24 protein-coding genes and 8 pseudogenes are annotated in these 25,822 nt (G+C 65.4%); 16 read left to right on the forward strand and 16 right to left on the reverse strand.

What is annotated here, in order from left to right:
* The first annotated feature begins 1 nt into the window (after nt 1).
* From GNX96_RS05710 to GNX96_RS49140, 4 genes and pseudogenes are all read left to right on the forward strand, one after another.
* Nucleotides 2-457 (forward strand): hypothetical protein, encoded by a 456-nt coding sequence (locus GNX96_RS05710; protein WP_163567300.1) that lies wholly within the window; start codon nt 2-4, stop codon nt 455-457.
* 290 nt (nt 458-747) lie between these two features.
* Nucleotides 748-1,464, forward strand: a complete 717-nt coding sequence (locus GNX96_RS05715; RefSeq protein ID WP_163567301.1) for a restriction endonuclease — start codon at nt 748-750, stop codon at nt 1,462-1,464.
* Between the two features lie 49 nt (nt 1,465-1,513).
* A complete protein-coding gene (locus GNX96_RS05720; protein ID WP_279579478.1) occupies nt 1,514-3,016 on the forward strand; it encodes an AMP-binding protein in 1,503 nt (500 codons plus the stop codon).
* Between the two features lie 200 nt (nt 3,017-3,216).
* Nucleotides 3,217-3,792: pseudogene (locus tag GNX96_RS49140) on the forward strand (polysaccharide deacetylase family protein); the annotation flags it as partial.
* Between the two features lie 128 nt (nt 3,793-3,920).
* Here the strand turns inward: GNX96_RS49140 and GNX96_RS05730 are convergent.
* Nucleotides 3,921-4,666, reverse strand: a pseudogene (locus tag GNX96_RS05730) (LysR family transcriptional regulator substrate-binding protein).
* A 99-nt stretch (nt 4,667-4,765) separates the two neighbouring features.
* Between GNX96_RS05730 and GNX96_RS05735 the strand changes: the two are divergent.
* A pseudogene (locus GNX96_RS05735) lies at nt 4,766-5,145 on the forward strand (DUF5997 family protein).
* A 6-nt stretch (nt 5,146-5,151) separates the two neighbouring features.
* Here the strand turns inward: GNX96_RS05735 and GNX96_RS05740 are convergent.
* From GNX96_RS05740 to GNX96_RS49150, 3 genes are all read right to left on the reverse strand, one after another.
* Nucleotides 5,152-5,460 carry a peptidase inhibitor family I36 protein gene (locus GNX96_RS05740; protein ID WP_163567303.1) on the reverse strand — a complete coding sequence of 103 codons (309 nt, stop codon included), beginning with the start codon at nt 5,458-5,460 and terminating at the stop codon, nt 5,152-5,154.
* A gap of 299 nt (nt 5,461-5,759) precedes the next feature.
* Nucleotides 5,760-6,455 (reverse strand): alpha/beta fold hydrolase, encoded by a 696-nt coding sequence (locus tag GNX96_RS49145; RefSeq protein WP_279579479.1) that lies wholly within the window; start codon nt 6,453-6,455, stop codon nt 5,760-5,762.
* Nucleotides 6,409-6,969: a hypothetical protein gene (locus GNX96_RS49150; RefSeq protein ID WP_279579480.1), complete on the reverse strand. Its 561-nt coding sequence runs from the start codon at nt 6,967-6,969 to the stop codon at nt 6,409-6,411. The genes GNX96_RS49145 and GNX96_RS49150 overlap by 47 nt, the downstream gene beginning before the upstream one ends.
* 160 nt (nt 6,970-7,129) lie before the next feature.
* Here GNX96_RS49150 and GNX96_RS05750 point away from each other — a divergent pair, with 160 nt between their 5' ends.
* Nucleotides 7,130-7,657 carry a TetR/AcrR family transcriptional regulator gene (locus GNX96_RS05750; protein ID WP_279579481.1) on the forward strand — a complete coding sequence of 176 codons (528 nt, stop codon included), beginning with the start codon at nt 7,130-7,132 and terminating at the stop codon, nt 7,655-7,657.
* A 22-nt stretch (nt 7,658-7,679) separates the two neighbouring features.
* Here GNX96_RS05750 and GNX96_RS05755 read toward each other — a convergent pair whose 3' ends face one another.
* From GNX96_RS05755 to GNX96_RS62640, 4 genes and pseudogenes are all read right to left on the reverse strand, one after another.
* On the reverse strand, nt 7,680-8,345 hold the full coding sequence (locus tag GNX96_RS05755; RefSeq protein WP_390623932.1) for an amidohydrolase family protein: 666 nt from the start codon (nt 8,343-8,345) through the stop codon (nt 7,680-7,682).
* A gap of 187 nt (nt 8,346-8,532) precedes the next feature.
* Nucleotides 8,533-8,733 (reverse strand): annotated as a pseudogene (locus tag GNX96_RS49155) (amidohydrolase family protein); the annotation flags it as partial.
* A 164-nt stretch (nt 8,734-8,897) separates the two neighbouring features.
* Complete coding sequence (locus GNX96_RS05760) at nt 8,898-9,944, reverse strand: MFS transporter (RefSeq protein ID WP_279579582.1); 1,047 nt, start codon at nt 9,942-9,944, stop codon at nt 8,898-8,900.
* Nucleotides 9,847-10,278, reverse strand: a pseudogene (locus tag GNX96_RS62640) (MFS transporter); the annotation flags it as partial. The pseudogene GNX96_RS62640 and the gene GNX96_RS05760, both read right to left, overlap by 98 nt.
* Before the next feature lie 286 nt (nt 10,279-10,564).
* Here GNX96_RS62640 and GNX96_RS05765 point away from each other — a divergent pair.
* The 3 genes and pseudogenes from GNX96_RS05765 to GNX96_RS49175 all read left to right on the forward strand — a co-directional run bounded on the left by GNX96_RS05765 (nt 10,565) and on the right by GNX96_RS49175 (nt 14,012).
* Complete coding sequence (locus tag GNX96_RS05765; RefSeq protein ID WP_163567304.1) at nt 10,565-11,185, forward strand: HNH endonuclease family protein; 621 nt, start codon at nt 10,565-10,567, stop codon at nt 11,183-11,185.
* A gap of 226 nt (nt 11,186-11,411) precedes the next feature.
* Nucleotides 11,412-12,848: pseudogene (locus GNX96_RS60855) on the forward strand (alkaline phosphatase family protein).
* An 84-nt stretch (nt 12,849-12,932) separates the two neighbouring features.
* The gene (locus GNX96_RS49175; protein ID WP_390623937.1) at nt 12,933-14,012 is read left to right on the forward strand and encodes an FCD domain-containing protein; all 1,080 of its coding nucleotides are present in this window, start codon (nt 12,933-12,935) and stop codon (nt 14,010-14,012) included.
* On the opposite strand, the pseudogene GNX96_RS62645 reads toward GNX96_RS49175, so the two are convergent.
* Nucleotides 13,987-14,682, reverse strand: a pseudogene (locus GNX96_RS62645) (MFS transporter); the annotation flags it as partial. The gene GNX96_RS49175 and the pseudogene GNX96_RS62645 sit on opposite strands and share 26 nt — an antisense overlap.
* A 102-nt stretch (nt 14,683-14,784) precedes the next feature.
* Between GNX96_RS62645 and GNX96_RS05785 the strand changes: the two are divergent.
* Nucleotides 14,785-15,192: a MarR family winged helix-turn-helix transcriptional regulator gene (locus GNX96_RS05785; RefSeq protein WP_279579486.1), complete on the forward strand. Its 408-nt coding sequence runs from the start codon at nt 14,785-14,787 to the stop codon at nt 15,190-15,192.
* 8 nt (nt 15,193-15,200) lie between these two features.
* On the opposite strand, the gene GNX96_RS05790 is transcribed toward GNX96_RS05785, so the two are convergent.
* On the reverse strand, nt 15,201-15,908 hold the full coding sequence (locus GNX96_RS05790; RefSeq protein WP_163567306.1) for an IclR family transcriptional regulator: 708 nt from the start codon (nt 15,906-15,908) through the stop codon (nt 15,201-15,203).
* A gap of 107 nt (nt 15,909-16,015) precedes the next feature.
* On the opposite strand from GNX96_RS05790, the gene GNX96_RS49185 reads away from it, so the two are divergent.
* Nucleotides 16,016-17,062, forward strand: a complete 1,047-nt coding sequence (locus GNX96_RS49185; protein ID WP_279579487.1) for a 4-hydroxyphenylacetate 3-hydroxylase N-terminal domain-containing protein — start codon at nt 16,016-16,018, stop codon at nt 17,060-17,062.
* Nucleotides 17,059-18,000 (forward strand): 4-hydroxyphenylacetate 3-hydroxylase C-terminal domain-containing protein, encoded by a 942-nt coding sequence (locus GNX96_RS49190; RefSeq protein WP_279579584.1) that lies wholly within the window; start codon nt 17,059-17,061, stop codon nt 17,998-18,000. Before GNX96_RS49185 ends, GNX96_RS49190 begins: the two co-directional genes overlap by 4 nt.
* Nucleotides 18,001-18,066: 66 nt before the next feature.
* Here GNX96_RS49190 and GNX96_RS05805 read toward each other — a convergent pair.
* Nucleotides 18,067-18,414: pseudogene (locus GNX96_RS05805) on the reverse strand (GtrA family protein); the annotation flags it as partial.
* Between the two features lie 201 nt (nt 18,415-18,615).
* Here GNX96_RS05805 and GNX96_RS05810 point away from each other — a divergent pair.
* Nucleotides 18,616-18,768, forward strand: coding sequence for a hypothetical protein (locus GNX96_RS05810; RefSeq protein WP_163567307.1), 153 nt, complete (start codon nt 18,616-18,618; stop codon nt 18,766-18,768).
* Entirely contained in the window at nt 18,753-19,910 is a 1,158-nt protein-coding gene (locus GNX96_RS05815) for an MFS transporter (protein ID WP_163567308.1), read from the forward strand. Before GNX96_RS05810 ends, GNX96_RS05815 begins: the two co-directional genes overlap by 16 nt.
* Here the strand turns inward: GNX96_RS05815 and GNX96_RS05820 are convergent.
* Genes GNX96_RS05820 through GNX96_RS05830 form a run of 3 tightly spaced genes read right to left on the reverse strand, consistent with a single transcriptional unit; the run spans nt 19,832 to nt 21,438 of the window.
* Entirely contained in the window at nt 19,832-20,425 is a 594-nt protein-coding gene (locus GNX96_RS05820) for a nucleotidyltransferase family protein (protein WP_279579488.1), read from the reverse strand. The genes GNX96_RS05815 and GNX96_RS05820 overlap by 79 nt on opposite strands.
* Entirely contained in the window at nt 20,422-20,964 is a 543-nt protein-coding gene (locus tag GNX96_RS05825; RefSeq protein ID WP_163567309.1) for a hypothetical protein, read from the reverse strand. Before GNX96_RS05825 ends, GNX96_RS05820 begins: the two co-directional genes overlap by 4 nt.
* 12 nt (nt 20,965-20,976) lie before the next feature.
* Nucleotides 20,977-21,438 carry a PPOX class F420-dependent oxidoreductase gene (locus GNX96_RS05830; protein WP_163567310.1) on the reverse strand — a complete coding sequence of 154 codons (462 nt, stop codon included), beginning with the start codon at nt 21,436-21,438 and terminating at the stop codon, nt 20,977-20,979.
* Nucleotides 21,439-21,557: 119 nt separating this feature from the next.
* Between GNX96_RS05830 and GNX96_RS05835 the strand changes: the two genes are divergently transcribed.
* Nucleotides 21,558-22,712: a Fic family protein gene (locus GNX96_RS05835; RefSeq protein WP_279579489.1), complete on the forward strand. Its 1,155-nt coding sequence runs from the start codon at nt 21,558-21,560 to the stop codon at nt 22,710-22,712.
* A gap of 311 nt (nt 22,713-23,023) precedes the next feature.
* On the forward strand, nt 23,024-23,650 hold the full coding sequence (locus tag GNX96_RS05840; protein WP_163567312.1) for a hypothetical protein: 627 nt from the start codon (nt 23,024-23,026) through the stop codon (nt 23,648-23,650).
* A gap of 46 nt (nt 23,651-23,696) precedes the next feature.
* On the opposite strand, the gene GNX96_RS05845 is transcribed toward GNX96_RS05840, so the two are convergent.
* Both GNX96_RS05845 and GNX96_RS05850 read right to left on the reverse strand, forming a co-directional pair.
* Complete coding sequence (locus GNX96_RS05845; RefSeq protein WP_163567313.1) at nt 23,697-24,284, reverse strand: anthranilate synthase component II; 588 nt, start codon at nt 24,282-24,284, stop codon at nt 23,697-23,699.
* Nucleotides 24,265-25,695, reverse strand: coding sequence for an anthranilate synthase component I family protein (locus GNX96_RS05850; protein WP_279579585.1), 1,431 nt, complete (start codon nt 25,693-25,695; stop codon nt 24,265-24,267). The genes GNX96_RS05845 and GNX96_RS05850 overlap by 20 nt, the downstream gene beginning before the upstream one ends.
* Between the last annotated feature and the right edge of the window lie 127 nt (nt 25,696-25,822).

The raw sequence follows: 25,822 nt of genomic DNA on the forward strand, positions 1-25,822 counted from the left end.
GGTGTGCCCGGGACATCGACACGGGGCTGTCCGAGCTGCACAAGATCGCCGAGCCGATCGTGCACCGAGCCACCCTGTTGCGGTCCCGGCGCAGCGATGCCCGCTTCACCCCCTCGCGCTGCTGGACGCCGCCGCGTACCACGTACGCAGCATCGCCGCGAACGCCGAGACAGCCGCGCTGGCCGGCGACGACGGCCTCGCGCTCGCGAACGTACGCATGCGGGACAACCTGCGGCTGATCGCGGACGGCCTGCGCGCCGACTACGGCCAGCCGGATCAGCCGGTGCGCAAGGGCGCCAGCCCGTCCGAGCTGATCGGTGCGCACCGGCGGGAGCGCGCTGGGGAATCCGAGCCTGCCCCGATGGATGAGCGGACCACCGTGCTGGTCGATCACCTCGACCGGCTGGACCGGACTGTGACCGGTCTGGCAACGCCGTTGGGCATCAGGATCGAGTAAGATCCTTTAACGGCAAGGACTATCGATTGCCGCCTGTGCAAGATAAAACTCATCACGGATCACTGACCGTGAACCATATCTCACTCCATGACTATCCGTTTTGGGGTAGATAAGGTACATTTGGGTCATCTGGTGTCAGGCTGCAGCGCAGCAGTTCTGTCATTTTCACGGACTGTCGACGTGGTGTGCACCGGGAGGCCGGTCGTGGCAGGGCAGAAGAAAGGCTGGGGGGCGGTTACGCCCCCATTGTTGTCTTGGCGGCAGGAGCTGTCGCCGTTATCGCCCTTTTCGTGCTGGTTCGATGGGCGGTCGCGCATTGGCAGGTGTCCTTCGCCGTGCTGGCGGTGGGCAGTGTGGTGCTGATGCTCTTTATGCTCAAAACCTCGCCGACCCGCCGCAAACGCGGGCTGCTCAATGCCGCGCTGGACGAATTCGACGACCTCGACCCGCAGATTTTCGTCGCCGAGATGGCCCGCAGGCTGGCGCCGGCCGGTTTCACCGACGTGGAAATCCGCACTGCCGACGAGGTTGACCGGGACGTGCCGGATGTGCGTGCGATTGACCGGCTGGGCCCGCGGGTGCTGCTGCGGTGTGAGCAATACGTGGTGGAGAACATTGGCCCCAAGCATGTGAAAGCGCTGGATCACGACGCCATGGATGTTTATGGCGCTGATGTGGCGGTTCTGGTGACGAATCGCAAGGTGCTGCCGTCAGCGGCTATTTTGGCGGAGGACCTGGAAATGGTCACCGTCGACCGGACCGCGCTCGGCGAGTGGCTCGTCACCGGCGTGATGCCTTACGACGTGGAGCTCACCGCCTTCGGTGGGGACGAGCGCCGGATCGTCGCGCTGGACGCCGATCCTTATGCGCACACGTACGACGAAGACGTCATCGATCTGCGCAAGCAGCCGACGACTTCGCCGTGGTCGTCGATTTCCACCCAGAAGCCGGACATTACCCGCCGCCGCGCTTTGGGTGACCGGAAACGGTCGCCGGAAACTGCATAGCTGTGGTACGACACAGGTCATCTTGTCTCGATGACCTGGAGGTCCTCGCGTGGACGCTGACGCCCTTGCAGACATTCGCCGGCTGGACGCCATGGTCGATCACTGGGCTGACCGCAAGCCGGACGCGCTCGCGCTGGTTTTCGGTGACCAGAAGTGGACCTGGCGCCAGTTCCAGCAGCGCGGCGAAAAACTGGCCGCGGCGCTGGTGGCGGCGGGCGTACGACCGGGTGATCGCGTTGCCTCGTACGACAAGAACCACGTCGCCTGCCTGGAGCTGACCCAGGCGGCCAGCCGCGTCGGCGCGGTGAACACTGTCGTGAACTTCCGGCTGGCGCCTGACGAAGTCGCGTACGTCCTGGAAGACGCCGGTGCGACCGTGCTGTTTGTCGGCCACGAGTTCGTCGAGGTGTGGAAGCAGATCGCGGACCGGATAAACACCGTTCGCAAGGTCGTCGTGGTCGGCGGTTCGCCGGACGAGTACGAGGAACTGCTGGCCTCGGCGCCCGCGTACGAAGGCGTCGTTGACGTCCAGCCCGACGACGCTGTCAATCAGCTCTACACGTCCGGCACCACCGGATTCCCGAAGGGCGCGGTGCTCAGCCATCGCGCGCTGCTGGCGCACACGCGCGCGTGCACCGAGCTCTTCCAGACCTGTGAGGGCCGCGTCAGCCTGGTCGCGATGCCACTGTTTCACGTCGGCGGGTCGTCGTACTCGCTGATCGCGCTCTACGCGGGCGTGCCGACGGTGCTCGTACGCGAGGCGCATCCGACTTATCTGCTGCCGGCCATCGAGGAAAACGGCGCCAATCAGGCTTTCCTCGTACCAGCGCTGATCGGCATGCTGCTGGCCGCCGGCGAGCCGGCGATCCACGCGCTGGGCAAGCTGGAAGCGCTCGCCTACGGCGCCTCGCCGATGCCGTTGCCGCTGCTGGAACGCTGTGTGCAGCTGCTGCCCACCACGGTCAGCCTGATGCAGGTCTACGGTCTGACCGAGGTCAGCGGAGTGGCGACCAGCCTGGCCGACGGTGACCACCGCGACCCCCGGTCCGGCACCGGCTGCTGTCCGCCGGCAAGGCGAATCCGGGTGTCGAGGTGCGGATCCTGGATCCCCGGCACCAGCGCCCCGGCCGAGCAGGGCGTGTCTGGTGAAGTGCAGCTGCGTACCGAGCAGGTGATGACCGGCTATTGGAATCGGGCGCAGGCCACCGCCGAGGCGATCGACAGCGACGGGTGGTTCCACACCGGCGACATCGGCTACCTCGACGAGGACGGTTATCTCTTTATTCACGACCGGCTGAAGGACATGATCATTTCTGGCGGCGAGAACATTTACTCGTCAGAGGTGGAAAACGCGGTGGCCGCACATCCGAGCGTCGCGGACGTTTCGGTGATCGGCATTGCCGACGAGAAATGGGGCGAGGCGGTGAGAGCGGTGGTCGTTCCGGTGCCCGGACAGCGAATCGACGCGGCCGAGATCATCGAATTCTGCCGTGGCCGGCTGGCGCATTACAAATGCCCGAAGTCGATCGTGGTCACCGAAACTGCCGCGTAACCCGTCTGGAAAGGTTCTCAAGAACGACCTTCGCAAGACGTTTGGTCAATAGCGGGTAAAGAACAGGCATCCGGTCATCTTGTGTGTTTCCTGTGTCTTTCGGAACTCCGGTGCGTCCGCGTACGTTTGCCATTCCCGTGAGTGCTGACAGAAGGATCACCGCTGATCTGGCCCAGGACCGCCGCCGCTTCCTCGGGGTGATGGCGCTCGGGGTGCTGGGGCTGGCCGCCGGCTGCGGCGGCCAGCAGGCGGCCTCGTCCCCCGACGTCGGGTTCGCCGGTCGCGGCCGGTCCGAGCCACACCGACAACCCGTCGCCGGCCGCGCCGGACTCGTTGCCGCCGATCCCCAAGCCGCGGCCGGGGGTCGCGGAATTGGTGAACTCCACGGCCGGCAAGGAGTGGGAGCCGCCAAAGAACACCAAGCGGATCATCCTGACCGTCGACGACGGCTACGACGCCGCCACGGTCGCCGCCTATGCCGACTTCGCGCCGCCCGGACGGGCATCCCGCTGACCTTCAACCCGAACGGCACGTACCAGAAGATCTGGAACCCGCACGCGGACAAGCTCGCTCCGCTGATCGAAAAGGGCCAGGTGCAGATCGGCAACCACACCTTCACCCACCAGAGCATCGTCGGCCGGTCCGAGGCCGCCATTCGCGGTGATATCGAACGCAACGAAGAATGGATCAACAAGAAGTTCGGGATCACTTCCCGGCCGTATTTCCGGCCGCCTTTTGGTACGCACAACAAGGAAACAGACCAAATTGTCGCGGGTATTGGATTCACCAAGATCCTGTTGTGGGACGGCACTCTCGGTGATTCGAAACTGCTGACTCCGGACAAGCTGCTCTATTTCGCGAACGAATACATGACCGGCGGGCGGATCGTACTGGGGCATGCGAATCACCCGACGATCACGCACATGTTCGACAAAATCGAAGACCTGATCAAGGAACGCAAACTCGAGCCGGTCACGCTGGACCCATGTTCGGCACCAGCCGCGCCACTGGGTAGTTCTACGACCGGCGGCGGGCTTTGGCTTTGTTGGCGGCTTGTTTGCGGGGCTGCTTTGGGCTGCGGAGGTGTGGGCGGGCGGCCGCGAGTGCTGTTGACCGTACGGCCGCGGACAATGCCGATGAACTGTTCCATCAGGTCGGTGGTTTCGTCTTCCAGCCAGGACAGCCCCACGTCCGAGGCCGGCGCGTCCGACACCGGGCGGTAGATGAGGTCCGTACGGTGTGATGCAGCCGGGCGAGCGACTGCGGCACGACCAGCAGCCCGACGCCGGCCGCGACCAGCTCGATCGCGTCCGCCGTGGTGGCTGGGCGCTGCAGCGCCGGCTGGCCCGGCGGGCGCTCCCAGGTGAGGAAGTCGTCGAGCGGATGCAGCAGGGTCTCGTCGGCCAGGTCGGCTGCCGAGACCTGCTCGGCCGCGGCCACCAGGTGGTCCTTCGGGGCCACCACGACCGGCGTCTCGGTGTAGAGCGGGATCACGGACAGGCTCGTACGATCGATCGGCAGGCGTACCAGCCCAGCCTCGGCGTCCCGCTGGCGAAGCAGGTCGGCGGCTTCGGCCGCGGACACCGTGACCAGCGTCAACGGCACCTCGGGCAGCCGCTCCTGCCACGTCCGCACCCACTTGCCGGGCATCACTCCGGGCACGTACGCGAGTCGGAAAGCGGGAGCTGTCACGGCGCCAGGCTACCGGGCGTGGTCATGGGCGCATACGCGCTCGGTAGCCTTGACGGTATGACGTCCCGCATGACTACCCAGACCATGAAGCCGGCGACCGCCGCCAAGAAGCTGGGCGTGTATCTCCAAGCCACTCCCGCCGAGTTCCAGGAGGGGGGGTCGTCTCGCGCGAGGAGCTGAACGCGCTGCAGGCCGATCCGCCGGAGTGGCTGCGAGACCTGCGCCGCGACGGCCCGCACCCGCGGCCGGTGGTCGCGTCGAAGCTGGGTGTCTCGATCGCGGGCCTGGCGCGCGGTGGAATCACCGATACGCTGACCACCGAACAAATCGAAGCAGTAAAGGCGGACCAGCCTGAGTGGCTGCTGCGAGAGCGCGCCACCCAGGCCGACGTGCAGAAACAAGCCTTGCGGATCAAGGAAAAGAAGGCCGACTCCTGAACCCGGTCAGCTGCACAGGTGGGTCCAGAAATGCGAGCTGATCGAATCGTTGGCATTCGAGCCGTCGCTCCACCGCTGGTTCGCGAGGTTTGACCACGAGTCGCCGCGGCTCAGGCACATCGAGGGTCCGCTGTAGTTCCCGTCCTTGAAGAACCGTACGGCGTCGTACTGGCCGGTGTAGCCGTTGTTTCGCACCGATGAGGCGACATCGTTGAACCCGCAGCTGGACCACCCGGCGGAGTCGCCGCCCCACGAGCAGCTCCGGCCGCTGAAGTTGGCATCGGAATAGGCCCAGAGCAAGCCGTCGGGATCCATCGGCCGCACTGTCTGCGGCCTCGTCGGCTGAGGTGCCGCGCCGCGGCGGGCAGTGCCGGCGCGTACAACGCCATCGCCATACTGGCGGCGAGCAATGCGTAGATGCCTTTTCGCATTTCTATTGGCCTCCTCGATAAGTAGAACCCGGACTACTTATCAATATTGTGGCGAATAGGTATTGGTCAACCCCTAAAGCCAATTGGCGACAATTCTCCCCCCACATCGGAAATTTGTGGTTGTCATCGAAACCGCCGGGGTTTCCGAATATGACAGTTATCATAGGAAAAACTGGCAGTTTGTCAGAGAGTGGCGTCGAGCCAGTCATAGATCCGACCAGTGGCCAGTCGTTGCGCGCCGACATGGCAGTGCGCGTCGGCACCTTCCTCGGCGGTGAATCGCAGCATGGTCTTTGGGCCGGTGAGGTGGTCGAACAGCTGCTGTGGTTCCGGCTTGGTTTTCCCATCACCGGAGAAGAACAGGTCATCGGCCGCGTCGCAGACCAGGACCGGGCAGGTAATCCGCTCGGCGATGCCGTTGCGCGTACGTGATAGTCCAGGTAACTCGCCACGAAAGCGCGATCGCTGCTGGCGCCCATCACATACCGGCCGTGGTCCAGTGCCCACCGGATGGTCGGGTTTTGCTTCCGGGCCACCGCGAAGATGGCGTCGAGTTCGGGATCGGTTGCGGCGTTCGCCCTGTTGGCCAGTTCTTCCCGGCTGAAAGGCAATGCGGACGTGACGGCGGTGGCTGCGTCGTACGTCGTACACACCGTCGACAGCGATTACCGCGGCGATCCGTGGTTCGTACGCGGCCGCCCGTGGCGCCAAGGCGCCGCCGAGACTCAGTCCCAGCAACGCGATCCTGGCCGGATCCACCTCTGGTCGCGTGATCGCATAGTCCAGCACCGGACCGACCACGTTTTCCCAGTCGGGACGGAAAACCAGTCCACTACCGTGAATGGCGGCCGGCTGCCCCGGCCCGTCGAACGTGAGCACATGGTAGCCGCGTTCGGCGCCGAGAGCGCCGAAGAAGTGCATTTCTCTCGGCCGCACCATCGAAACCGTTGTGCATCACCAGGAGAGGCTTCGGTCCGTCTCCGGGAGCGCGGTAGAAATACCCGTGCAGCACGGTTCCCTCGTACGGGATCTCCACCGGCACGATGTTTTCGCTGAGTGCCGCCTGGAAACATTCGACACTGCGCTCGTACGCATATGCGATGCGGGGGTCTTCTGGCTTGCCGTGCAGGAAAAATTCCGCCGAGCGATAGTACGTCGACGCGCGCAGGTTCAGCTCCCGCGCGGTGACCGGATGTGCCTTCGCCGCCTCGCTGGCGAGCCGTTCCGCGGTGGCCAGCCACGCGTCGTGCCAGCTGTCGTAGTCGCCCGCCACGATCCGGTCGGCAGTCGCCACCACCTCGCCGAAGTCGGCGCCGCCGTACGCCGCGTGACCGAAGACCCGAAGCGTCTCGTACCAGAACTGCTGGTCATGGGGGAAGAGAAGCTGCTTCATGAGGAGTCCCTCCATCTGGACGATACGGTATCGTCCCGGCCAACCGTACGACGGACGGTACCGTCTCGTCCAGACGCTAGGGTGGGGTTATGACGCGTCGCACACCGTCGGGAGCAGCTGTCCTGCAGCCCCCGAAGTCACCACAGCCATCGTCGACGCCGTGTTCGACGAGCTGGTCGACAAAGGCGTCGGTCGGCTGTCGATGGAAGGTGTCGCGGCCCGCGCCGGCGTCGGCAAGAGCGCTCTTTATCGGCGCTGGCCGTCCAAGGACAAAATGGTGATGGCCGTCCTCGCCGACCTCAGTGTCCCGCTGGCCGAGATCACCGACACCGGCTCGCTGCGTGGCGATGTCCGGGCAACTGTGGAAGCGGTCACCGGCTGGATCACCCACCCGAAGTTCCGCCGCGTCCTCGCGGACCTGATAGCCGAGGGCGAGCGGCATCCCGAACGAGCCGCCGCGGTCGTCGACGCCATTGGCGGCCCGCGCCGCGAGCACGCGTTCGCCACCCTTCGCCGCGCCATCGACCGCGGCGAACTGCCCGCCGACGTCGACCTGGAACTAGCCGCCGACCTGTTCGCCGCCCCGATGTACTGGCGGATGATCGTGCGCCGTGGCCCGGTTGAGGACGATTATCTCGACCGCGTTACCGAAATGATTCTCCGGGCCCTCGGAGCAACGACCTGCTGACATCGTGAGTACGGTCGCCGTTTTATCGCTCGCTGTCGCGTACGACTGTGCCGCCCTGGATGACCGTACGGATGCGGGTGGGATCGGCGAGGGTGGCGATGTCGTTGAGAGGATTCCCGTCCAGCACAAGGAGATCCGCGTATGCGCCGACCTCCAGGGTTCCGATTTCGCCGGTCATGCCGATGAGGTCGGCGCCGATGGTGGTGGCGGAGCGAATGATGTCGATGGGAGTCTGCACCTGCGAGCGGATCCGGAATTCGTGGTTTTGGTGCCGATGCATGCCACCCAGGAGATCCGTCCCGTACGCCATCTTCACCCCACCGCGAGACGCGAGTTCCAGGGCGGCGAGGCCGGCGTCGAGGACTTCGTCGACTTTGCGCCAGCTGGACTCTGGCAGGCCGTAGGTCATGCCTTCTTCCTTCAGTGCCCAGTATGTGACCAGGGTTGGCACCAGAAAGGCATCTTTCTCAGTAAAGAGTGAAACACTCCGTGCGTCCATCAGGTTTCCGTGTTCGACACAGCGAAGTCCGGCTTCCAGGGCGCGATTGACCGCGCGGGCCGTGTACGCGTGCGCGGTGACATAGCGGTTGGCGGCCTCGGCTTCGGCGACGACCGCATGGAGTTCGTCCATCGAGTATTGGGTCGAGTCGATCCGATCGGTGGGGGAGGCGACGCCGCCGGAGCCCATGACTTTCAAGTGGTGGGCGCCTTTGCGGAGCTCGTCGCGGGCGGCCGCCCCGGATCGCGTCGACGCCGTCGGCGATCCGGCTGAGGCCGGCGCCGCAGGGAAGCGCGTTGTCGCCGCGGGTGCGGCCGTCGCCGTGGCCGCCGGTCTGGCTGAGCGCACGGCCGCCGAAAATCAGCCTTGGGCCGCGAATGAGTCCTTCTGATTGTGCGTCGGCCAGACCGAAATCGGCGCCAGCGACATCGCGGACGGTGGTGAAACCGCGGTCCAGCATCTCGCCCATGATGCGGGCGCTGTGCGCCGCCAAATAGGACGGGGACCAGGTGGAAAGGGAGCCGAGATCGGCGGTCGCGGCGGTGACGTGGACATGCGCGTCGATCAGGCCGGGCATCACCACCGCGCCCGCCAAGTCCAGCACCGGTACGTGATCGGGAGCTGCCAAAGCGGTGCCGGTCTCGGCGATCCGGCCGTCGGCGCAGCGCAGGTCGCTCTCGGTCAGGTCACCGGTTCGTACGTCCAGAAGCAAAGCATTACGCAGCAGCAAAACCGTCTCCCTTATTGAGCTCGAGCGCTCAGGTCCTCCAGTGAGCGACCGGCGGTGGACAGTCCGAAAATCACCGTACCTGCCTGCCCCCGATGACCAATACCACCGTGGTGGCCGAAAACTCCGGCGAAGCCGAGGCTGGCTGAGAACAGGCCGATCAGCGACGGCGCGAGAATGCTGCCGATCCGGCCGAAAGCGCTGGACAGGCCGGCGCCGGTGGCCCTGATCCAGGTCGGGAAAACCTCCGGTGTGTACGCGTAAACACCGGCGTACGTGCCATTGAGGAAGAAGGACAGCACCGCGCCGGCGATGGTGATCGTCAGCGGTGTGGAGGTCTGGCTCAGCCAGTACGCGCTGACCGCCGCGCCGGCCAGATAAATCGCGATGGTGTTCTTGCGATCCGCTCGCTCGCACAGCCAGGCGGCCGAGAAATAGCCGGGAATCTGGGCCAGGTAGATGATGATCGAGAATTCGAAGCTCTTGGTGACGGTGATTCCCCGTTGGACGAGCAGGGTGGGGATCCACGAGAAGAAACCGTAATACGAGAACGTGATCACGAACCAGATCAGCCAGGTCACCGCGGTACGGGCCGCCATCGGCCGGCTCCAGAGGAACCGCAGCGCCCCGAAAAGGCCGACCGCCGTGCGAGCTCGTTCGGTTTCCGGTGCGGTGGCTGGGATCGGCGGCAACGGCCGGCCGGTGGCGGATTGGACCCGTTTCTCGATCGCGTCCACCACCGCGTCGGCCTCGGCCGTACGTCCTTGGGAGACCAGGAAACGGGGCGACTCGGGCAGCGACCGGCGCCACCACAGCAACATGATCACTGGCACCGCTGTCAGCAGTTGGGCGTAGCGCCAGCCGTCCGCGGCGGCCGGCACCACGAAGCGGCCGATCAACGCGGCCGTCACGTAACCGAAGGAGAAGAAGCCGGCCAGCGCGCCGACAAACCAGCCCGCGTCGGGCGGCCGGCACGAACTCGGCGAGGAAGGGCGCGATGATCGCGCTTTCCGCGCCGGTGCCGACGCCGGCGAGCACCCGCGCGCCGACGAAAAACGGATAGTTCGGCGCGGCGGCTGAAACGACGGAGAACACGGCGTAGAACGCGAGCGCGTACATCATGACCCGGCGCCGGCCGATCCGGTCGCCGAGCAGGCCCGCGATGGTGGCGCCGATCAGGTAGCCGAAGGGGGTGGCCGAGCCGATCAGGCCGAGCTGGCCGTTGCTGAGGCTCCAAGCGGCTTGTGCGCTGGGCAACAGAAACGCCACCACAGCGGCGTCCATGCCGTCGAACGTGTAGCCCAGGCCGCCGAGGAAAAGCAGTCCGTAGTGCGGCCGGCTGAGGGGCAGCCGGTCCAACCGGGCCGCCACCGAACCCGTTGCCGCGACGGTCATGGAAGTCCTCTCGATCGATGGGCGATCATTCGACGCTAATTGTTAGGTAGTCGCGTACAACGTTGCAACCTGTCCATTCAGGGGCCACATCTGGACACCGGTAAGAGGTGGTCATTTGCCAGCTTGTTACTTAATACCTAATGTTTACCTGGACCTGTAGATTTTTTGTATCGCCATGTGTCATGGTGAATTCGCCTGGGCGCCGCGCCATAACCCCCGCTTTGACCGTTCGCCGACAGGTTCGCGGCGTCCCGACACCTGCCGGAAATATTGAGGGAATCGGGCCATGAGACGAAAATTCTTCCGCCCCACGCTGACCGCGATGAGCGTCAGCCTACTCACTGTCGCGACGATGGCGGTGTTCGTGCCGCCAGCCGCCGCGGACACCCCGGGCCAGGAACTGGCCGCGTTGACGGTAAAGCCGAATGGTCCGCTGACTGGCTACAGTCGGGACAAGTTTCCGCACTGGCACATCGTTTCCGGGACGTGTGACACCCGTGAGGAAGTCCTGAAACGGGACGGCACGAATGTCACCGTTGGCAGCAACTGCTATCCGACCGCCGGCTCCTGGACCAGCCCGTACGACGGTGCCACCTGGACGAAGCCGTCGGACGTCGATATCGATCACATGGTGCCGCTGGCGGACAGTTGGATGACCGGGGCCAGCACCTGGACGACGGCCAAGCGGGAGGCTTTCGCGAACGACCTGACCAGGCCGCAGCTGCTGGCCGTGACCGACAATGTGAACCAGTCCAAGGGAGATCGGTCGCCGGACGTGTGGAAGCCGCCTCTGCAGTCGTACTGGTGCACCTATGCCACCCGCTGGGTCGAGGTAAAGTTCTATTATCAACTTTCGGTGACTTCAGCGGAAAAGAGCGCGCTTTCCTCGATGCTCGGCCGCTGCTGACAGCCTGCGGCCAGATCGCTGGAGACTAGGGTTTAAGTCTGTCTTAGACTTCGGCTGCGAATTGCCCGGCTAAGTCACCGTATATCGCGGTTGCCGGGCAATTTCGTACGCGATGGCCTTCCAATGTTGGCCTGTCGTTCGCCTTTCGAACCGGCTACGGCAAATTGCCGCGATTCAGATTCCCCCGGACCTGTAATCCCCTCGGACCACGAAAGGGCAGCCAACCATGCCCGAACTCACCCGTCGCCGCCTGCTCGGCGCGGCCGCCGCGACCAGTGCGGCGGCGATCGCCTCGCCGCTGTTGCCACCGAACGTACGACGTGACGTGCGCTGGCCGCCGAGGCACCGCGCAACAGCGATCTGCGCGACATCGAGCACGTTGTCCTGCTGATGCAGGAAAATCGGTCCTTCGATCACTACTTCGGGACCATGAAAGGCGTACGCGGCTTCGACGACCCGACCGCGATCACGCTGTCCACCGGTAAGTCGGTCTTCTACCAGCCGGACGCGGTGAACCCGGACGGTTACCTGCTGCCTTTCCACCTGGACACCAAATCCAGCAGCGCGCAGGCGATCCCGTCCACCAGCCACGCGTGGTCGGTGCAGCACCAGGCCTGGAACAACGGGAAAATGGACCAGTGGTTGCCGGCGCACCGGGCCGCCGACAAGGCCAACGGCCCGTACGTGATGGGTTACTACAACCGCGACGACATCCCGTTCCAGTTCGCGCTGGCCGAGGCATTCACCATCGGTGACCACTACCACTGCGGAGTTTTCGGCCCCACCTGGCCGAACCGGATGATGTGGATGACCGGCACCATCGATCCGGCCGGGCTCGGCGGTGGCCCGATCATCAGCAATGTGGCGCCCAAGGGTGGCTACACCTGGACGACGTACGCGGAGCGACTGCAGCAGGCGCAGGTGAGTTGGAAAGTCTACCAGACCATCGACAACTACGGCTGCAACATGCTGGAGAACTTCAAGCCGTTCCTGGACGCCAAACCTGGCGATCCGCTTTACGACCGGGGCGTCAGCAAGGGGCATCCGAATGACTTCGAGGATGACGTACGCAACGACCGGCTGCCCACCGTTTCGTGGCTGATTCCCACCTCGTACGAATCTGAGCACCCGAACTACCTGCCGGCCGCCGGCGCGGATTTCGTGGCCCGCAAAATCGAGGCGCTCGCGTCGAACCCGAAGGTGTGGCGCAAGACCGCGTTTATCCTGAACTACGACGAGAACGATGGCCTTTTCGACCATGTCGTGCCGCCGACCCCGCCGGCCGGCACCGCCGGTGAATTCATCGGCGGACTGGCCGATTGGTGCCGGTTATCGGGTGCCGCTGGTGATCGTGTCGCCGTGGACCGCCGGCGGCTGGGTGGCGACCGAGAACTTCGACCACACTTCGGTGTTGCGTTTCCTGGAAAAACTGACCGGCGTGCACGAGCCGAACATCAGCGACTGGCGGCGGGAGACGTTCGGGGACCTCACGTCCGCTTTCCGGTTCCGGTCGGCTCGCCCGTACCCGCCGCGGCTGCCGGACACCCGCAAGCAGCTGCAGCAGGCGCAGAAGGAGGTCTGGTCGCTGCCCGCGCCGACCCTGCCTGGCGCCGCCCAGACCCCGCCGAAGCAGGAGCCGGGCACCCGCCCGCACACTCCCTGAGGTCGATCGCTCGGCATCCGACGCCGGCGGGCCGGGGACGGCTAACGTAGGGGGGTGGCAGGGCCGACGAAGCAGCAGCAGCTGGTGTACGACGAGCTGCGCAAACGTATCCTGGCCGGCACCTACGGCCCGGGCTTTCGGCTGGTCATCGACGGCATCGCGAGCGAGCTGGGGGTGAGCGCGGTGCCGGCCCGGGAGGCGATCCGCCGACTGGAGGCCGAGGGCCTGGTCATCTTCGAACCACAGGTCGGCGCTCGGGTGTCGCCGGTCGACCCGGGCCAGTTCACCGAGGAGCTGTCGGTGCTCGCGGTGCTGGAGGGCTATGCGACCGTGCTCGCCGCTCCGCTCGTACGAGCGCAGGACCTGCGGCGGCTGCTGCGCGAGATCAACGCGCGGATGGTGGACTGCCTGGACCGGATGGACTCGCTGACTTTTGGTGCCCTCAACCGAGAATTCCACGCCGCCATCTACGCTCGCTGCCCGAGTCCCTATTTGGTCGAGCTGATCGAGGCCACCACGGCCCGGCTGGATCGGATCCGCAGGACGGTTTTCCTGCAGATCCCGTACCGTGGCAAGGCCTCGATCGCGGAGCACGACGGCCTGATCGACCTGATGTCCACCGGCGCCGGCCCGGCCGCCATCGAAACGGGCCCGCGAACACAAGCTCCACACCGTGCAGAGTTTCACCGAGTGGCAGGCACGCCGTTCATAGCCGCCGCCCGGCGGTCGGCGGCGAGTGACCCGAGCGCGATGGCGAGCCCCGCGACCCGTCAGCGCGGCGCCGACGAGGTAGATCGCGCGTACGCCCGGACCTGCGATGATGGCGCCGCCGAGCCAGCCGGCGAAGGCCGCCGCCAACTGGTAGCCGGACGCGTTGACCGCCAGCGCGAGCGTCGGTGCGCCGGCGGCCGCGGTCAGCACCCGGGTCTGGGTGCCGGGGACGATCGCGAAAGCCAGCAGGCCGATGACGAACGTCAGCGCGACCGCGGCCACCGGGAATCCGCTCAGCAGCCAGAAAAGTCCGAGGGCCAAGGCCAGGACGGCCAGCAGGCCAGCCAAAGACGGCATCAGCGCCTTGTCGGTCAGCCAGCCGCCGAGGAAGTTGCCCGGCCACCGCGCCGGCGCCGTACACCAGCAGCAGAACCGGCATCGCGGCCAGACTGAAACCACTGACACCGGTCAGGAGTGGCGTGATGTAAGAGAAAACCGTGACGATGCCGACGTTGCCCACGACCGTCAGGATGATCGCGAGTTGTACGCCCCGATTGCCGAGCACCCGCAGTTCACCCAGGACCGATCCGGCTGACGGCGTTGTTGGCGTACGGACGTACAGAAGCACCAACAAAAGTGCCAGCACAGTGACCGCGGCGACCGCTGCGAAGGTCGCTCGCCAGCCGAAAGTGTGGCCGACGAAGGTGCCGATCGGGGTGCCCAGGATGATGCCGAGGTTCAGGCCCAGCGTCAGTTTCGCCACCGTGGAGCCCTCTTTTCCGGGCGGCGCGGTGGAAACGGCGACGGCGATGGCGACAGCGAAGAAGGTCGCCACGATCAGCCCGGCGAAGAATCGTGCGATCAGCAGAAGAGCGTAGTTCGGGGCCAGCGCCGACCCCAGGTTTCCGAGGATGGAGACCACAATCAGGCCGATGATGAGCGGTTTTCGGGGCAGCCGTGCGGTGAGTACGGTCACCACCGGGCCGCCGATGATCATCCCGAGCGCGTACGCGGTCACCAACAGACCGGCCGCCGGGATCGACACCGACAGGTTGCCGGCCACCTCGGGAAGGATGCCGGCGATCACGAATTCGCCGGTGGTGAGGCTGAACACCACCAGCATGAGGGAAAAGACGGAGACAGGCACGCGTACTCCAATGATTCGAGTTCACATAATGCGAACTAGAACTATCACAGTTCGAAGCGTACGCGCTAGAGTCGCTGTGTGGACAGTGAGATGGACCGGGACGTGTGCAAGCTGATTCACCAGTTCGCGCAGCGGCTCGATGTCCACGTGCGCCACATCGCCGACGAGCTGGGCATCACGCCGACTCAGGTGGTGGCGCTGCGTGAGCTTTCCGAGCCGATCACCGCCCGCGAGCTCGCCACCCGGATGGTCTGCGAGCCGTCCAACGCGACCTTCATCCTTGACCGGCTGGAAGAGCAGAGCCTGATCGAGCGTCAGCCGCACCCGTCCGACCGGCGTGCCAAGCAGATCGTCCTCACCTCGGCCGGCCATCGCTTTCGCGCCGACGTACTCAAACGGCTGGACACCCAGTCCCCGCTGACCTCGCTCACCACGTCCCAGCAGGAGTCCCTCCGCCAACTCCTGCGAGCGCTGGTTTCGAGCTAGCCCGGGCGTTAGCCGAGTTCGTAGGTGATTTGGCGGGCCGCTTTGACGATTTCGCGGCCGGCGAGGTGGGGGTCGCGGTCGTCGACCCAGACGGCGCTGATGCTCGCGTCGACCTCGCGGCCGGGCAGCTGGATCGGCGCGCCGACGCCGCTCGCGCCGGCCAGCAGCTCGCCGTGCGAAATCGCGTAGCCGGCCTTGCGGGCCTGGGTGACGGTGTCGCGCTCGCCGGGGCGGGCCGGCCGGCCGGACAGGAGTGCGATGCCGGAGGCGGCGACGGTGATCGGGTGGCGCAGGCCGGTGCGGTACGCGATGTGCAGGTCCGTGCTGCGTGGCTGCAGGACCGCGGCGACCACCGCTTCGTCGTCGCCGTCCCGCAGGGTCAGCGCGGTGGTGGCGCGCAGCCCGTCGGCCAGCCGTTGCAGGATCGGCACGGTCACCTCGCGCAACCGGGACCGCACTCGGCTGGCCAGCTCGATCAGCCCAGGGCCCAGCACATAGCGGCCATTTTCCAGTCGTATCACCAAACGTTGCTCAACCAGCGGCCCGAGCAGTCGGTAGATGCCGGCCCGGTGCGTCTGCAGGGTCTGGGCCAGCTGCGACACCGACAGCCCGTCCGGATGGTCGCCCAGCGTCTTCAGCACGCGTAGGCCGCGCTCGAGGGTGAGCGAGTGGGCTCCGGCGTGCTCGGTGGGCGTCGGCTTACCCGGCGTATTCATTCCCGCACGATATCCGGTCGGAACGCGCACGTGGCCGCAAATCCGAGAAGGAGTGTGTACGGAAGGGGTACACGGCGTACGGATTTCGTACTACACTCCGAGTCATGGTGCGTGACACACCTGCCGACCGGCTGGCAGCCGGAAATCTGAGAGCGGCACTGGGCCGGTTCATCACCGGTGTCGTGGTGGTGACCTTCGAGGCCGACGGCCCGCGCGGGATCACGGTCAACTCGTTCACGTCGGTGTCGATGACGCCGCCGTTGGTGCTGGTGAGCATCGCGCACCGCGCGCGGTCGCACGATGCCTTGCTCAGCAGCGAATTCTGCGTCAACGTGCTCGGTGCCGAACAGGAAGCGGTGGCCCGCTGCTTCTCCGGTGTGCGGCCGGTCGACCCGCGGTGGGTGGCGGGCGTACGGGTGCCACGGCTCGCCGGTGTGCTGGCGTGCCTGGAGTGCAAGCCATGGCGCTGCTGCTACGACGGCGGCGATCACACGTTTGGTGGTGGGCGAAGTCACCGATGTGGCGTATCGGGACGGCGAGGCGCTCGCGTACGGGAACAGCAGATTCACCGGTGTCGCGGAACCGGACACCGGGATGGAATTTCTCCTCTAGAGCTGGGAAGGCGGACCTCGATGGGTGCCAGGACAGGCAAGGAGTACGTGGAGCGGCTGGCCAACGCGCGGCCGACCGTCCACATCAACGGTGAGGAAGTCACCAGCGGGATCCCTGAACACCCGGCGTTTCGCAACGTCGTACGCACGTATGCCGAGCTTTTCGATCTGCAGCACGACGAACGGTTTCGCGACCAGCTCACGTATGTGTCGCCGACCAGCGGTGACCGGGTCGGAACCTCTTTCCTGGTCCCGAAAACCGCCGAGGATCTGGTCGCTCGCCGGACCATGGTGAAGACCTGGGCCGATTACAGCATGGGCTCGCTTGGCCGTACGGGCGACTACCTGAACAGTGCGTTGATGGCGTTGTCGCAGGCGCAGGACTGGTTCCGCCAAGCGGATCCGCGGTTCGCCGACAACATCAAAAACTACTATGAAATGGTGCGCGAGCAGGACCTGCTGACCACTCACACGTCACACGTAATCCCCCGCCGCAGGCCAACCGGGCCACGGGCGGCGGCCAGCAGCTCGGCGGCAAGCTGACCGCCCGCGTTGTTTCCGAGGATGACAACGGAATTGTCGTCGAAGGCGCGCGCATGCTGGCGACCATCGGACCGACCGCTGATGAGTTGCTCGTCTTCCCGTCGACGGTGCTGCGCGGTACGCCCGAGGACGCGCCCTATTCGTTCGCCTTCGCGATTCCGTGTGACGCGCCTGGCCTGCGGTTCGTCTGTCGGGAGTCTTTTGACTACGGCGGCTCACATTTCGACCACCCGCTGTCCACTCGCTTCGAGGAGATGGACGCGGTCGTCATCTTCGACAAGGTCCACGTGCCGTACGAGCGGGTGTTCATGCTCGGGCATCCGGAGCTGTGCAACACCTTCTACAGCGACACCGGCGCGGTTGTGCACATGTCCCACCAGGTCGTCACGCGTACGACCGCGAAGACCGAATTCGTGCTGGGCCTGGTGTCCGCGCTGACCGAGGCGATCGGCATCGAGAAATTCAGCCACGTGCAGGAAAACGTCGCCGAGATCATTGTCGCGCTGGAGATTTTGCGCGGCCTGCTGCGGGCTTCGGAAGCGGACGCGACGGTCAACGCGTACGGTGTGCTGACGCCGAAATGGGAGCCGTTGAACGCGGCCCGCAACTACTATCCCAAGCTTTACCAGCGTTTCCCGGAAATCATCCGCAAGCTCGGCGCCAGCGGCCTGATGTCACTGCCGACCGAGGCGGACGTGTCCGGCCCGGCATCGGCCGATATCGCGCAGTATCTGCAGTCGGCTACCTTGGACGGCGCTGAGCGGGTGCGCCTGTTCCGGCTCGCGTGGGACCTGGCGGTGTCCGCTTTTGGTGGCCGGCAGGCTTTGTACGAGTACTACTTCTTCGGCGACCCGGTCCGGATGGCTGGTGCGCTGGTCAGTGGCTACGACCGCCAGCCGTATGTCGACCGCGTCCAGGAATTCCTGCACCGGGGTTAGGCCTTTTTCCCGCAGGGAATCCGCCGCCGTGGCGGGTTCCCTGCGGGGTTCGCGAAAGACCCACCAGCGGGACGCGCTGTACGTGAACATGGCGACACAGAAGGAAGCGGTCAGCCGGGCGATGCGAAAGTCCAGGCCCAGCCCGGAAAGTACGGTCGTTACGCCGAGCGTGAGCAGATAGTCACCCAGAACCACGAACGCGTACTTGATCGCCTGCTTGCCGACCGGTGCGTGTGACTGGAAGTTGATCGTGCGGTTCAGCACGAAGTTCAGGCCGAAAGCGGTCAGGTAAGCGATCGAGATGGCCGCTCCCAACGGAAGCGAAGTTGTCGCGCGGAGCAACGAAAGCAGCGCGAGATCGATGCCGAGCGTGAAGGCACCGAGAATCGCGAAACCCACCAGGTCGCGCGGCATCACACGGCGGGAGCCCGCCGGCAGCCGGTCCACCCAGCCGGTCAGGAAGTCGCCGAACCGCTCCGCACGCGTACGCCCATTCACAGCACCGATCTTGCCCAGGTCACCCGTGGTCGCCGCCAGCGCACCGGCGTTCGTACGTCGGATCGTCACTGGAAAGTCATTTCCGGTAGGCCTGGCGGTCGCGTACGCTGGCACCTCGTGACTACCGCCGTCCGGTCCCGCGCGATGGCTCCCGTCATTGTCGCGTTGGCGATCGACATGGTCGGGACGGGCATCTTCCTGCCGGTCTCACTGCTTTATTTCATTGTGGTGGCCGGCATTCCGCCGCCGGCACCGTGGGCATCTGCCTGACCGTCGCCAACCTGATCTCGCTGCCGCTGCCATTGCTGGTCGGCATGCTGGTCGACCGGATCGGGTCGCGCCTGGTGGTGGTCATCGGATTGTTGTTGCAGGGCGCGGGCTTCCTCGGCTATCTCGCGGTCCGTACGCCGTTCTGGCTGGTGATCGCCGCGCTCACCGTCGCGGTTGGCGTGCGGTTCTTCTGGTCCGCGGTTTTCACGCTGGTGACCGAACGCAGTGAACCGGAGCGCCGGGACCACTGGTTCGGTATTTTCGGCGCCGTGCAGAATGCCGGCATCGGCGTCGGGTCGTTGATCAGCGCCGGACTGGTCCTGCTCGGTACGCATGCCGCGTACCACTTTGTCATCGTGGTCAACGGGCTCTCGTTCGTGGTGGCGGCCGCGGTGGTGATGCTCGTTGGCCAGTCAGGAAATCCGGCAACTCATGAGAAAGAGGCGAACGAGCCGTCGGTGCCGCTCGGGCGTAATCGACCCTACTTGGCTCTGATCGGCATCAACACGATTTTCGCCCTGTGCTCGGTGATGCTTGGCGTCGGCGTACCCATCTACGTGGACCTCGGACTGCACCAGCCTGGCTGGGTGACCGGCGTCCTCTTTCGCGGCCAACACGGTCGCCATCGCGTTGTTGCAAACCCAGGTTGTCAGATGGCTGAAAGGCCGCCGCCGGGTTCGCATCATGATGTTTTCCGGAATTCTGTGGGCTGGCTGGGCGGTCTGCTTGGCGCTGGCTGTCCGCACGCCGTCGATCCTGGTCGTGCCACTGCTTTTCGTGGTGACCGCCGCTTTCACCACGGCCGAAATGACGCACGGCCCAACCTCGAACGGATTGTCCGCAGGTGCCAGCCCGGTCGCCGGCCGGGGTCGCTATATCGCCGCTTTCCAGTATTCGTGGGCTTTCGCGAACGTCTTGGCGCCGGCGCTTTTCACCCAGCTTTTCGCGGTGGCCACAATCCTTCCGTGGATCGTGATCGCGGCACTGGCTGCCTTGGCCGCCGTCGCCGTACGCGCCCTGGAACGCCACCTCCCGGCCGCCGCCCTGCGCACCTGACCGACCGTCAGTCGGGGAGGTCTTCTGGGCGGTCGGCGTCGGTGCCGTCGGCGATGTCCTCGCAGGGGATTTCGGCGACGACGTGACTTTTGAGGTAGTCGCGGGCGCCGCGGTCCTCGACGGCCACTTCGCGTACGCCCGCCCAGTGGTCGCGGCCAATCAGCACCGGGTGGCCGCGTACGTCGGAGTAGCTGGCCTGCACCAGTGCGCTGGGGCTGGCGAAAGCGGCGACGCGGCGGACCGCGGCGGCCGTGATGCCTGGCGTGTCGACCGGCAGGATCAGCGCGGCGGCCAACTCCGGGTCGCCTGCCAGCGCGTCCAGGCCGTGCCGCAGAGAGGAGCCCATGCCGGTTGGCCAGTCGTCGTTGACGAGCGTACGTACGCCCGCAAGCTCGCTTTTTTTTTCCGCTACTTCTTCAGCGCAAGCGCCGAGAACGACGATGACGGGGGAGCAGCCACCGTCGGCTAGTACGGCCGCGGCCGACTCGACGAGCAGCGCGCCGCGGTGTCGTACGAGCGCCTTGGGCATCCCGAAGCGCCGGCCGGCGCCGGCCGCCAGCAGCAGGCCGGCGACCGGCGGACGCGGCGCCCGTACGCTCACAGGAACGGGCGACCGAGCCGCAGCGAGACCACGTCGGAGACATATCGGCCGCCGGCGGTGTCGCCTGGCACGACCAGCCGCGGCATCGCGAGCGCCACGCCGTCTTGTTTGGTGGCCACCAAAATCTGCTTTCCGGCGAACTTCGGATCGAATTCGCCCCACGCGACCGTCGCCTGGTAGTCGTCCGAGCCGGTCGCCAGCACCGCGTACCGCAGCTGCACATTCTTGACAGTGCTGGGAAAACGTGGCTTGGCGGCAGTGATCACATCGAGCAGCAGCGGGCCGCTGAAGGTGTGCGTCTGGTTGCCGGCGCTGGAGGAGAAGGTCACGGTGACTGTTTTTTTCTGCGCCAGTTTGGCCAGGCTCGCGGCGCTCGCGCAGCCCGGCCGAGAGACGTTTCCGCTGATCACCGCGCCGCCCTTGCACCACTGATGGGCCGGAGTGGCTGGCGCCGCGGCGGTCGGTGCGGCGGCACTGGACAGCGCGGCCGCAGTGGCCACCGCGGCGGCGGACAGCGCGAGGAAGCGGATCGTACGCATGAAACCTCCTGCTTAGGCGAGGCTGGCCGGGAAACCGCCGGTCGCCACCGGGCTCCACCGCTGCGGGGTCACCCGCAGCAGTGACTTTCCCTGCTTCTGCATGGCCGCACGGTACTCGTCCCAGTCCGGGTGTTCACCGGAGATCGACCGGAAGTAGTCGACCAGCGGCTCGATTGCCTCGGGCAGGTCCAGCACCTCGGCCTCGCCGTCGACCTGCACCCACGGGTCGGACCAACCGGGCGACATGACGAGTACGCTGACGCGATTGTCTCGCCGGGCGTTGCGGATTTTGGCGCGGTCCGGGTAAGTCGCGATGACGATCCGCCCCTCGCCGTCGACACCGCAGGTCACTGGGGATGCCTGCGGCCCGCCGTCCTTGCGTCGGGTGATCACGATCGCGTTGTGGCGGCTGCTCAGGAACTCGACGAGCGCCGCCTTGTCAACGGCCGTGTTGGTGGCAATCTGAGGACTCATATCTCCAAGCCTATGCGCCGGGCCGGCCCGCCGCCGAGCAGGCGGCCGCGGTCGGATGTACGCCATAGCCGCTGGCTGCTGGACTATGCTGTCCTAAGAATAGAGACATTAGGACAATGATGACCATCTTCAAGGCGCCGCCCCTGGACAGCGTCGATCACGTCGTACTAGCCGAGATCCATGGCATGAGGCGTGCCCTGGCCAGCCACCTGCGTGCTCCGCGTCGCTGGCAAGGCAGTCTGCGGCGGACGATGCTCGCACGTGCGATTCGGGGGTCGAACAGCATCGAAGGCTATGTCGTTGACGAGGACGACGCGGCGGCGGCGCTGGATGACGTGGATCCACTCAGCGCCGATGCCCTCACCTTCGCCGAGATCAGGGGCTATCGGCAGGCGCTGGGATTCGTCCTGCAGATGGCTGCCGATCCGCACTTCGACTTCGACACGTCGAGCCTGCGAAGCATGCACTACATGATGCTGTCCCACGATCTGGCCAAGAGCCCAGGGCAATATCGGACCGGACCGATTTATGTGCGTGACGATAAAACGGGCCAGGTTGTCTATGAAGGACCACTCGCCTCGCAGATCCCGGCTCTGGTCAGTGAGTTGGCGTTGAGCCTGCGCGAAAACAGTCAGGCGGATGCCGTGGTTCGAGCGGCCATGGCTCATCTGAACCTGGTGATGATCCATCCGTTCCGTGATGGCAACGGTCGGATGGCGAGGGCCTTGCAGACGCAGGTGCTCTCTCGTGACGCGATTGTCGAGCCTGCATTTTCCAGCATTGAGGAGTGGCTGGGGCATAATGCCGACGACTACTACCGCGTGCTGGCGTGTACGGGACAGGGAGCCTGGCATCCGGAGCGAGACGCGCACCATTGGGTCGCGTTCAATCTGCGGGCGCACCACATGCAGGCCCAAACCATCGCTGGCCGGATCAAGGAGACCGGCGCGATCTGGGAGGAGATCGATCACCTGGTGACCAGCCATGGACTGCCTGAACGCGTGTCTGACCTCCTCTTTGACGCGATTAACGGCTATCGCCTGCGCCGGTCGACCTACGTGAAAAGCACCGGCATCGAGGAACGTACTGCCTCACGGGATCTCGGGCGTCTGGTCGACGAGGGTCTGCTTCGTCCGGTCGGAGAGACCAAGGGCCGTCACTACGTCGCCACCCACGCCGTTCTGCACATCCGCAGGCAAGTCCGTGGGCGTCGCGACGAACTGACGGATCCCTATCCCCATCTCCGCGCGGAACTGGTCCAGCAAACCTCCTAATCCGCTTTTCCGGAGGTCGGCGGGCGGTAGCGTACGGGCGTTGAAGCTACACACGGGGAGTTAGCCGATGACCGTTCTTTCACCTTCATCAGATGCACTCGCGACGAAAGGCCGGCTTGCCGCAGGAGTCGCGATCGTCCTGTCTGCCATCGCAGTCCTGATGACTGTCGGGTTTATGGCGCTGAACGCTACGAACCCCATCCGCTACGTGGTGCCTGGAATCCTTGTCGGCGTGCCGAACCGGGCCGTCATGGTGGCCATTCTCGCCGCGTCCTGCGCGATTTTGGCGATGACACTTCGATCCGGTCACGATGGTTTGGCGATCGCGCGCCGCCGTCGCGGTCGGGGTCGGGCTGTTGGCCGGGATCGTCCATGCGGCGATTATCGTGGTGCTCACCGGTGCTGTTCCGGTGGCTGTAGCCCAGTTCATCATCTCCTTGGTCTGTGCTTCGCTTGGCGCGTTGGTCACGCTCGTACGACCGATGCGTGCTGCGGTCGCGGTCGTTCTGTCGGCCGCCGTCGTCGTCCTGGTGTCCGAACTTTTTGGTGTGGCCACTAGCTTCTTAGCAGCGATGATGGTGATGAACGAGGTTGCGGTGCCTCATGCGACGCAGCTGATTCTCGGCCTCAGTATGGCGGTGGGGGGCCTGGCCACCGTGTTCGCGGTGGCTGGATCGGTCTGGGCACTGGTGAAATCGGGTGCGGCAGTTGGCCGGGAGGCGCGTGCCGGCTTGCTGACCGGCGTGGGTTTTGGCGCCCTGCAGGTGGTCCCGGGGGTCATCGCGCTAGTGGCCGTCTTCGTCCCGGTCGATGGGGAGACCGCCGGGAGCCTGTTTCCGATTGCCAGCGAGACAGCGATCGTCGGAATCGTTTGTCTTGTCGTCGCGGTCATCGTGGGGCCGCTGACCGCCTTGGTGGCCAGCGGAGGCAGCTCATGACGTACCCACCTGACTGGCCTTTCACGGCTAGTCAGGTGGGCGCAGCTCAGGCGGAGACGGGGGTGCTGACGTACGTCTCGACGAAGCCGCGGAAAACCTTCAGACCCTCCTGGGTGCTGATGCTTTCCGGGTGGAACTGCACCGACTCGACCGGCCATTCACGGTGCCGCAGCCCCATCACATAGCCGTCGTCTTTGGCGCGCGCGGTGACTTCCAGGTCACCGGTGACGTTGTCGACGATCAGTGAGTGATAGCGGGTCGCGGTAAAAGGGCTTTCGTACGCACTGAAACAGCCCTTGCCGTCGTGCTCGATGACGCTGGTTTTCCCATGCATCAAATGGGACGCACGCTTGACCTCGGCGGCGCCGAAAACCAGCCCGATCGCCTGCTGACCAAGACAAACGCCCATGGTCGGGATGTCTTTGCTGACCTCGCGCACAATGTCGACATAGCCCGCGTCCGCCGGATGTCCCGGGCCGGGGCCTAGCATCAGCAGATCGGGTTTGGCCGCCAGCACGTCGTGGTAGTCGATCTTGTCGTTGCGGTGCACCTGGACTTCGATTTCCAGCAGCCGCAGATATTGCGCGACGACATAGACGAAACTGTCGTACGCGTCAATCACGAACGCCCGCATCGGCTGCCTCCTCACCGGTGATGGCCCAGTAGGGCGCCCCGAGTTTCTGCCAGGTCTCCGCCCATTCCCGGTCCGGCCGGGAATCCGCGACAATGCCGGCCGAGGCCCGCAGTTGGTAGACGCCGTCGTGATAAAGCGTCGAGCGGATGTTCAACGCGAGATTCATCTGGCCGTCGAAACTGATCTGTCCGACGGCACCGGCATACGCACCGCGGCGGGTCGTTTCGAGCGATTCGATGATCTCCATCGCCCGTACTTTCGGGGCTCCGGTCATCGTACCGGCCGGGAAGGTCGCCGCCATGATGTCCCACACGTCCATAGTGGACATCTGTCGGCCGATCACGGTGGAAACCAGGTGGCTGACGTGTGAATACGCCTCCACCGTCAACAATGCGGGCACTTCCAGTGTGTTCGTACGGCAAACCCGTCCGATGTCGTTGCGACAGAGGTCCACCAGCATGATGTGCTCGGCGACCTCCTTCTCGTCGCGGAGCATCTGGGCCGCCAGCATTTCGTCCTCGGCGAGGTCCCGGCCGCGCCGAACGGTGCCGGCGATCGGCCGCATGGTGATCAGATCTTCTTCCAGCCGTACGAAAAGTTCCGGGCTGGCACCGACGAGCGTCTGTGGACCGTTGGGCACGTAATACATGTACGGCGAGGGATTGCGGGCGCGCAGCCGGCGATAGACCGCGAGCGGATCCGCGCTGGTGGTGACGCGCAGCTCCTGTCCTAGCTGCAGCTGGTAAATGTCACCGGCGCGAATGTGTTCGAGCGCGGTTTCCACGCCCTTCACGTAATGCTCGTGGGTGGTCGGCTGCTCGACCTTCGTCGGCTTGGGCACCCGCGGGGTGCCGTCGTCGAGCGGAATGCCGGTCAGCCGGTCGAGCACCGCGTCCACGTCCAGCGGCGCCCAGGCCGCACCGCCGTCGTACGTGTCAATGCGGGCCCGCCGTTTCGCCAGGTCCTGGACCAGCTGGCCTTGGTAGACCGCGAGCACGATGTCTGGGGTGTCGCCGGCGTGCTCGATCAGCATCGGCAGGTCCTCGACCGCCCAGGTCGTGTCGTACCCGTAGTAGCCGAACAGCCCGAAACCGCTGTGCTGCTCGGGCGTCAACGCTGTCACGTCGAAGACACCCTGCACCGCGCGCAACAAATCCCACAGATGCTTGCGGGATCGCAGGGGGTGTCTTCTTCTTTGAAGACCCCGGCCCGCTGCCACGCCTGTTTTGACCCGCTCGACCAGCTCCTGAGCGCCGTCGAGCGTGACCTTGTCGATAGTGACGGTGATCGTCAGAATCCGGCCGATGCCGATCATCGAGCTGCGCCGGTCCGTCTCCGGACCAGACAGCGACTCCAGCAGATAAAGGTCGTTTTCACCGTACGCCTCGCGAAGAGCCACAAAGCTCGCCAGCGGGTCGAAAAAAACGCCACCGAACGCGACGTACCGCGGACTTCCACGGTCGTCGTTTCTGTGCGGGCGGCGTCCGGCCGGGTCACCGGCCGCGCCGGGTCGAGGCGGACAGCATGCTCAGGCGCCA

It is taken from the genome of Fodinicola feengrottensis, from assembly GCF_010993775.1.
In the GTDB taxonomy this organism is placed as follows: Bacteria; Actinomycetota; Actinomycetes; order Mycobacteriales; family HKI-0501; genus Fodinicola; species Fodinicola feengrottensis.

Excerpts from the sequence above, each read along its gene's own strand:
- GNX96_RS05740 (WP_163567303.1), bottom strand. The coding sequence starts at position 5,460 with ATGGATCCCGACGGCTTGCTCTGGGCCTATTCCGATGCCAACTTCAGC.
- GNX96_RS49150 (WP_279579480.1), bottom strand. The coding sequence starts at position 6,969 with ATGAAGCAGCTTCTCTTCCCCCATGACCAGCAGTTCTGGTACGAGACG.
- GNX96_RS05755 (WP_390623932.1), bottom strand. The coding sequence starts at position 8,345 with ATGGGCTCCGGCGGCGTCGCCTCCCCCACCGATCGGATCGACTCGACC.
- GNX96_RS05765 (WP_163567304.1), top strand. The coding sequence starts at position 10,565 with ATGAGACGAAAATTCTTCCGCCCCACGCTGACCGCGATGAGCGTCAGC.
- GNX96_RS05790 (WP_163567306.1), bottom strand. The coding sequence starts at position 15,908 with ATGAATACGCCGGGTAAGCCGACGCCCACCGAGCACGCCGGAGCCCAC.
- GNX96_RS05825 (WP_163567309.1), bottom strand. The coding sequence starts at position 20,964 with ATGCGTACGATCCGCTTCCTCGCGCTGTCCGCCGCCGCGGTGGCCACT.
- GNX96_RS05830 (WP_163567310.1), bottom strand. The coding sequence starts at position 21,438 with ATGAGTCCTCAGATTGCCACCAACACGGCCGTTGACAAGGCGGCGCTC.
- GNX96_RS05835 (WP_279579489.1), top strand. The coding sequence starts at position 21,558 with ATGACCATCTTCAAGGCGCCGCCCCTGGACAGCGTCGATCACGTCGTA.
- GNX96_RS05840 (WP_163567312.1), top strand. The coding sequence starts at position 23,024 with ATGGTTTGGCGATCGCGCGCCGCCGTCGCGGTCGGGGTCGGGCTGTTG.
- GNX96_RS05845 (WP_163567313.1), bottom strand. The coding sequence starts at position 24,284 with ATGCGGGCGTTCGTGATTGACGCGTACGACAGTTTCGTCTATGTCGTC.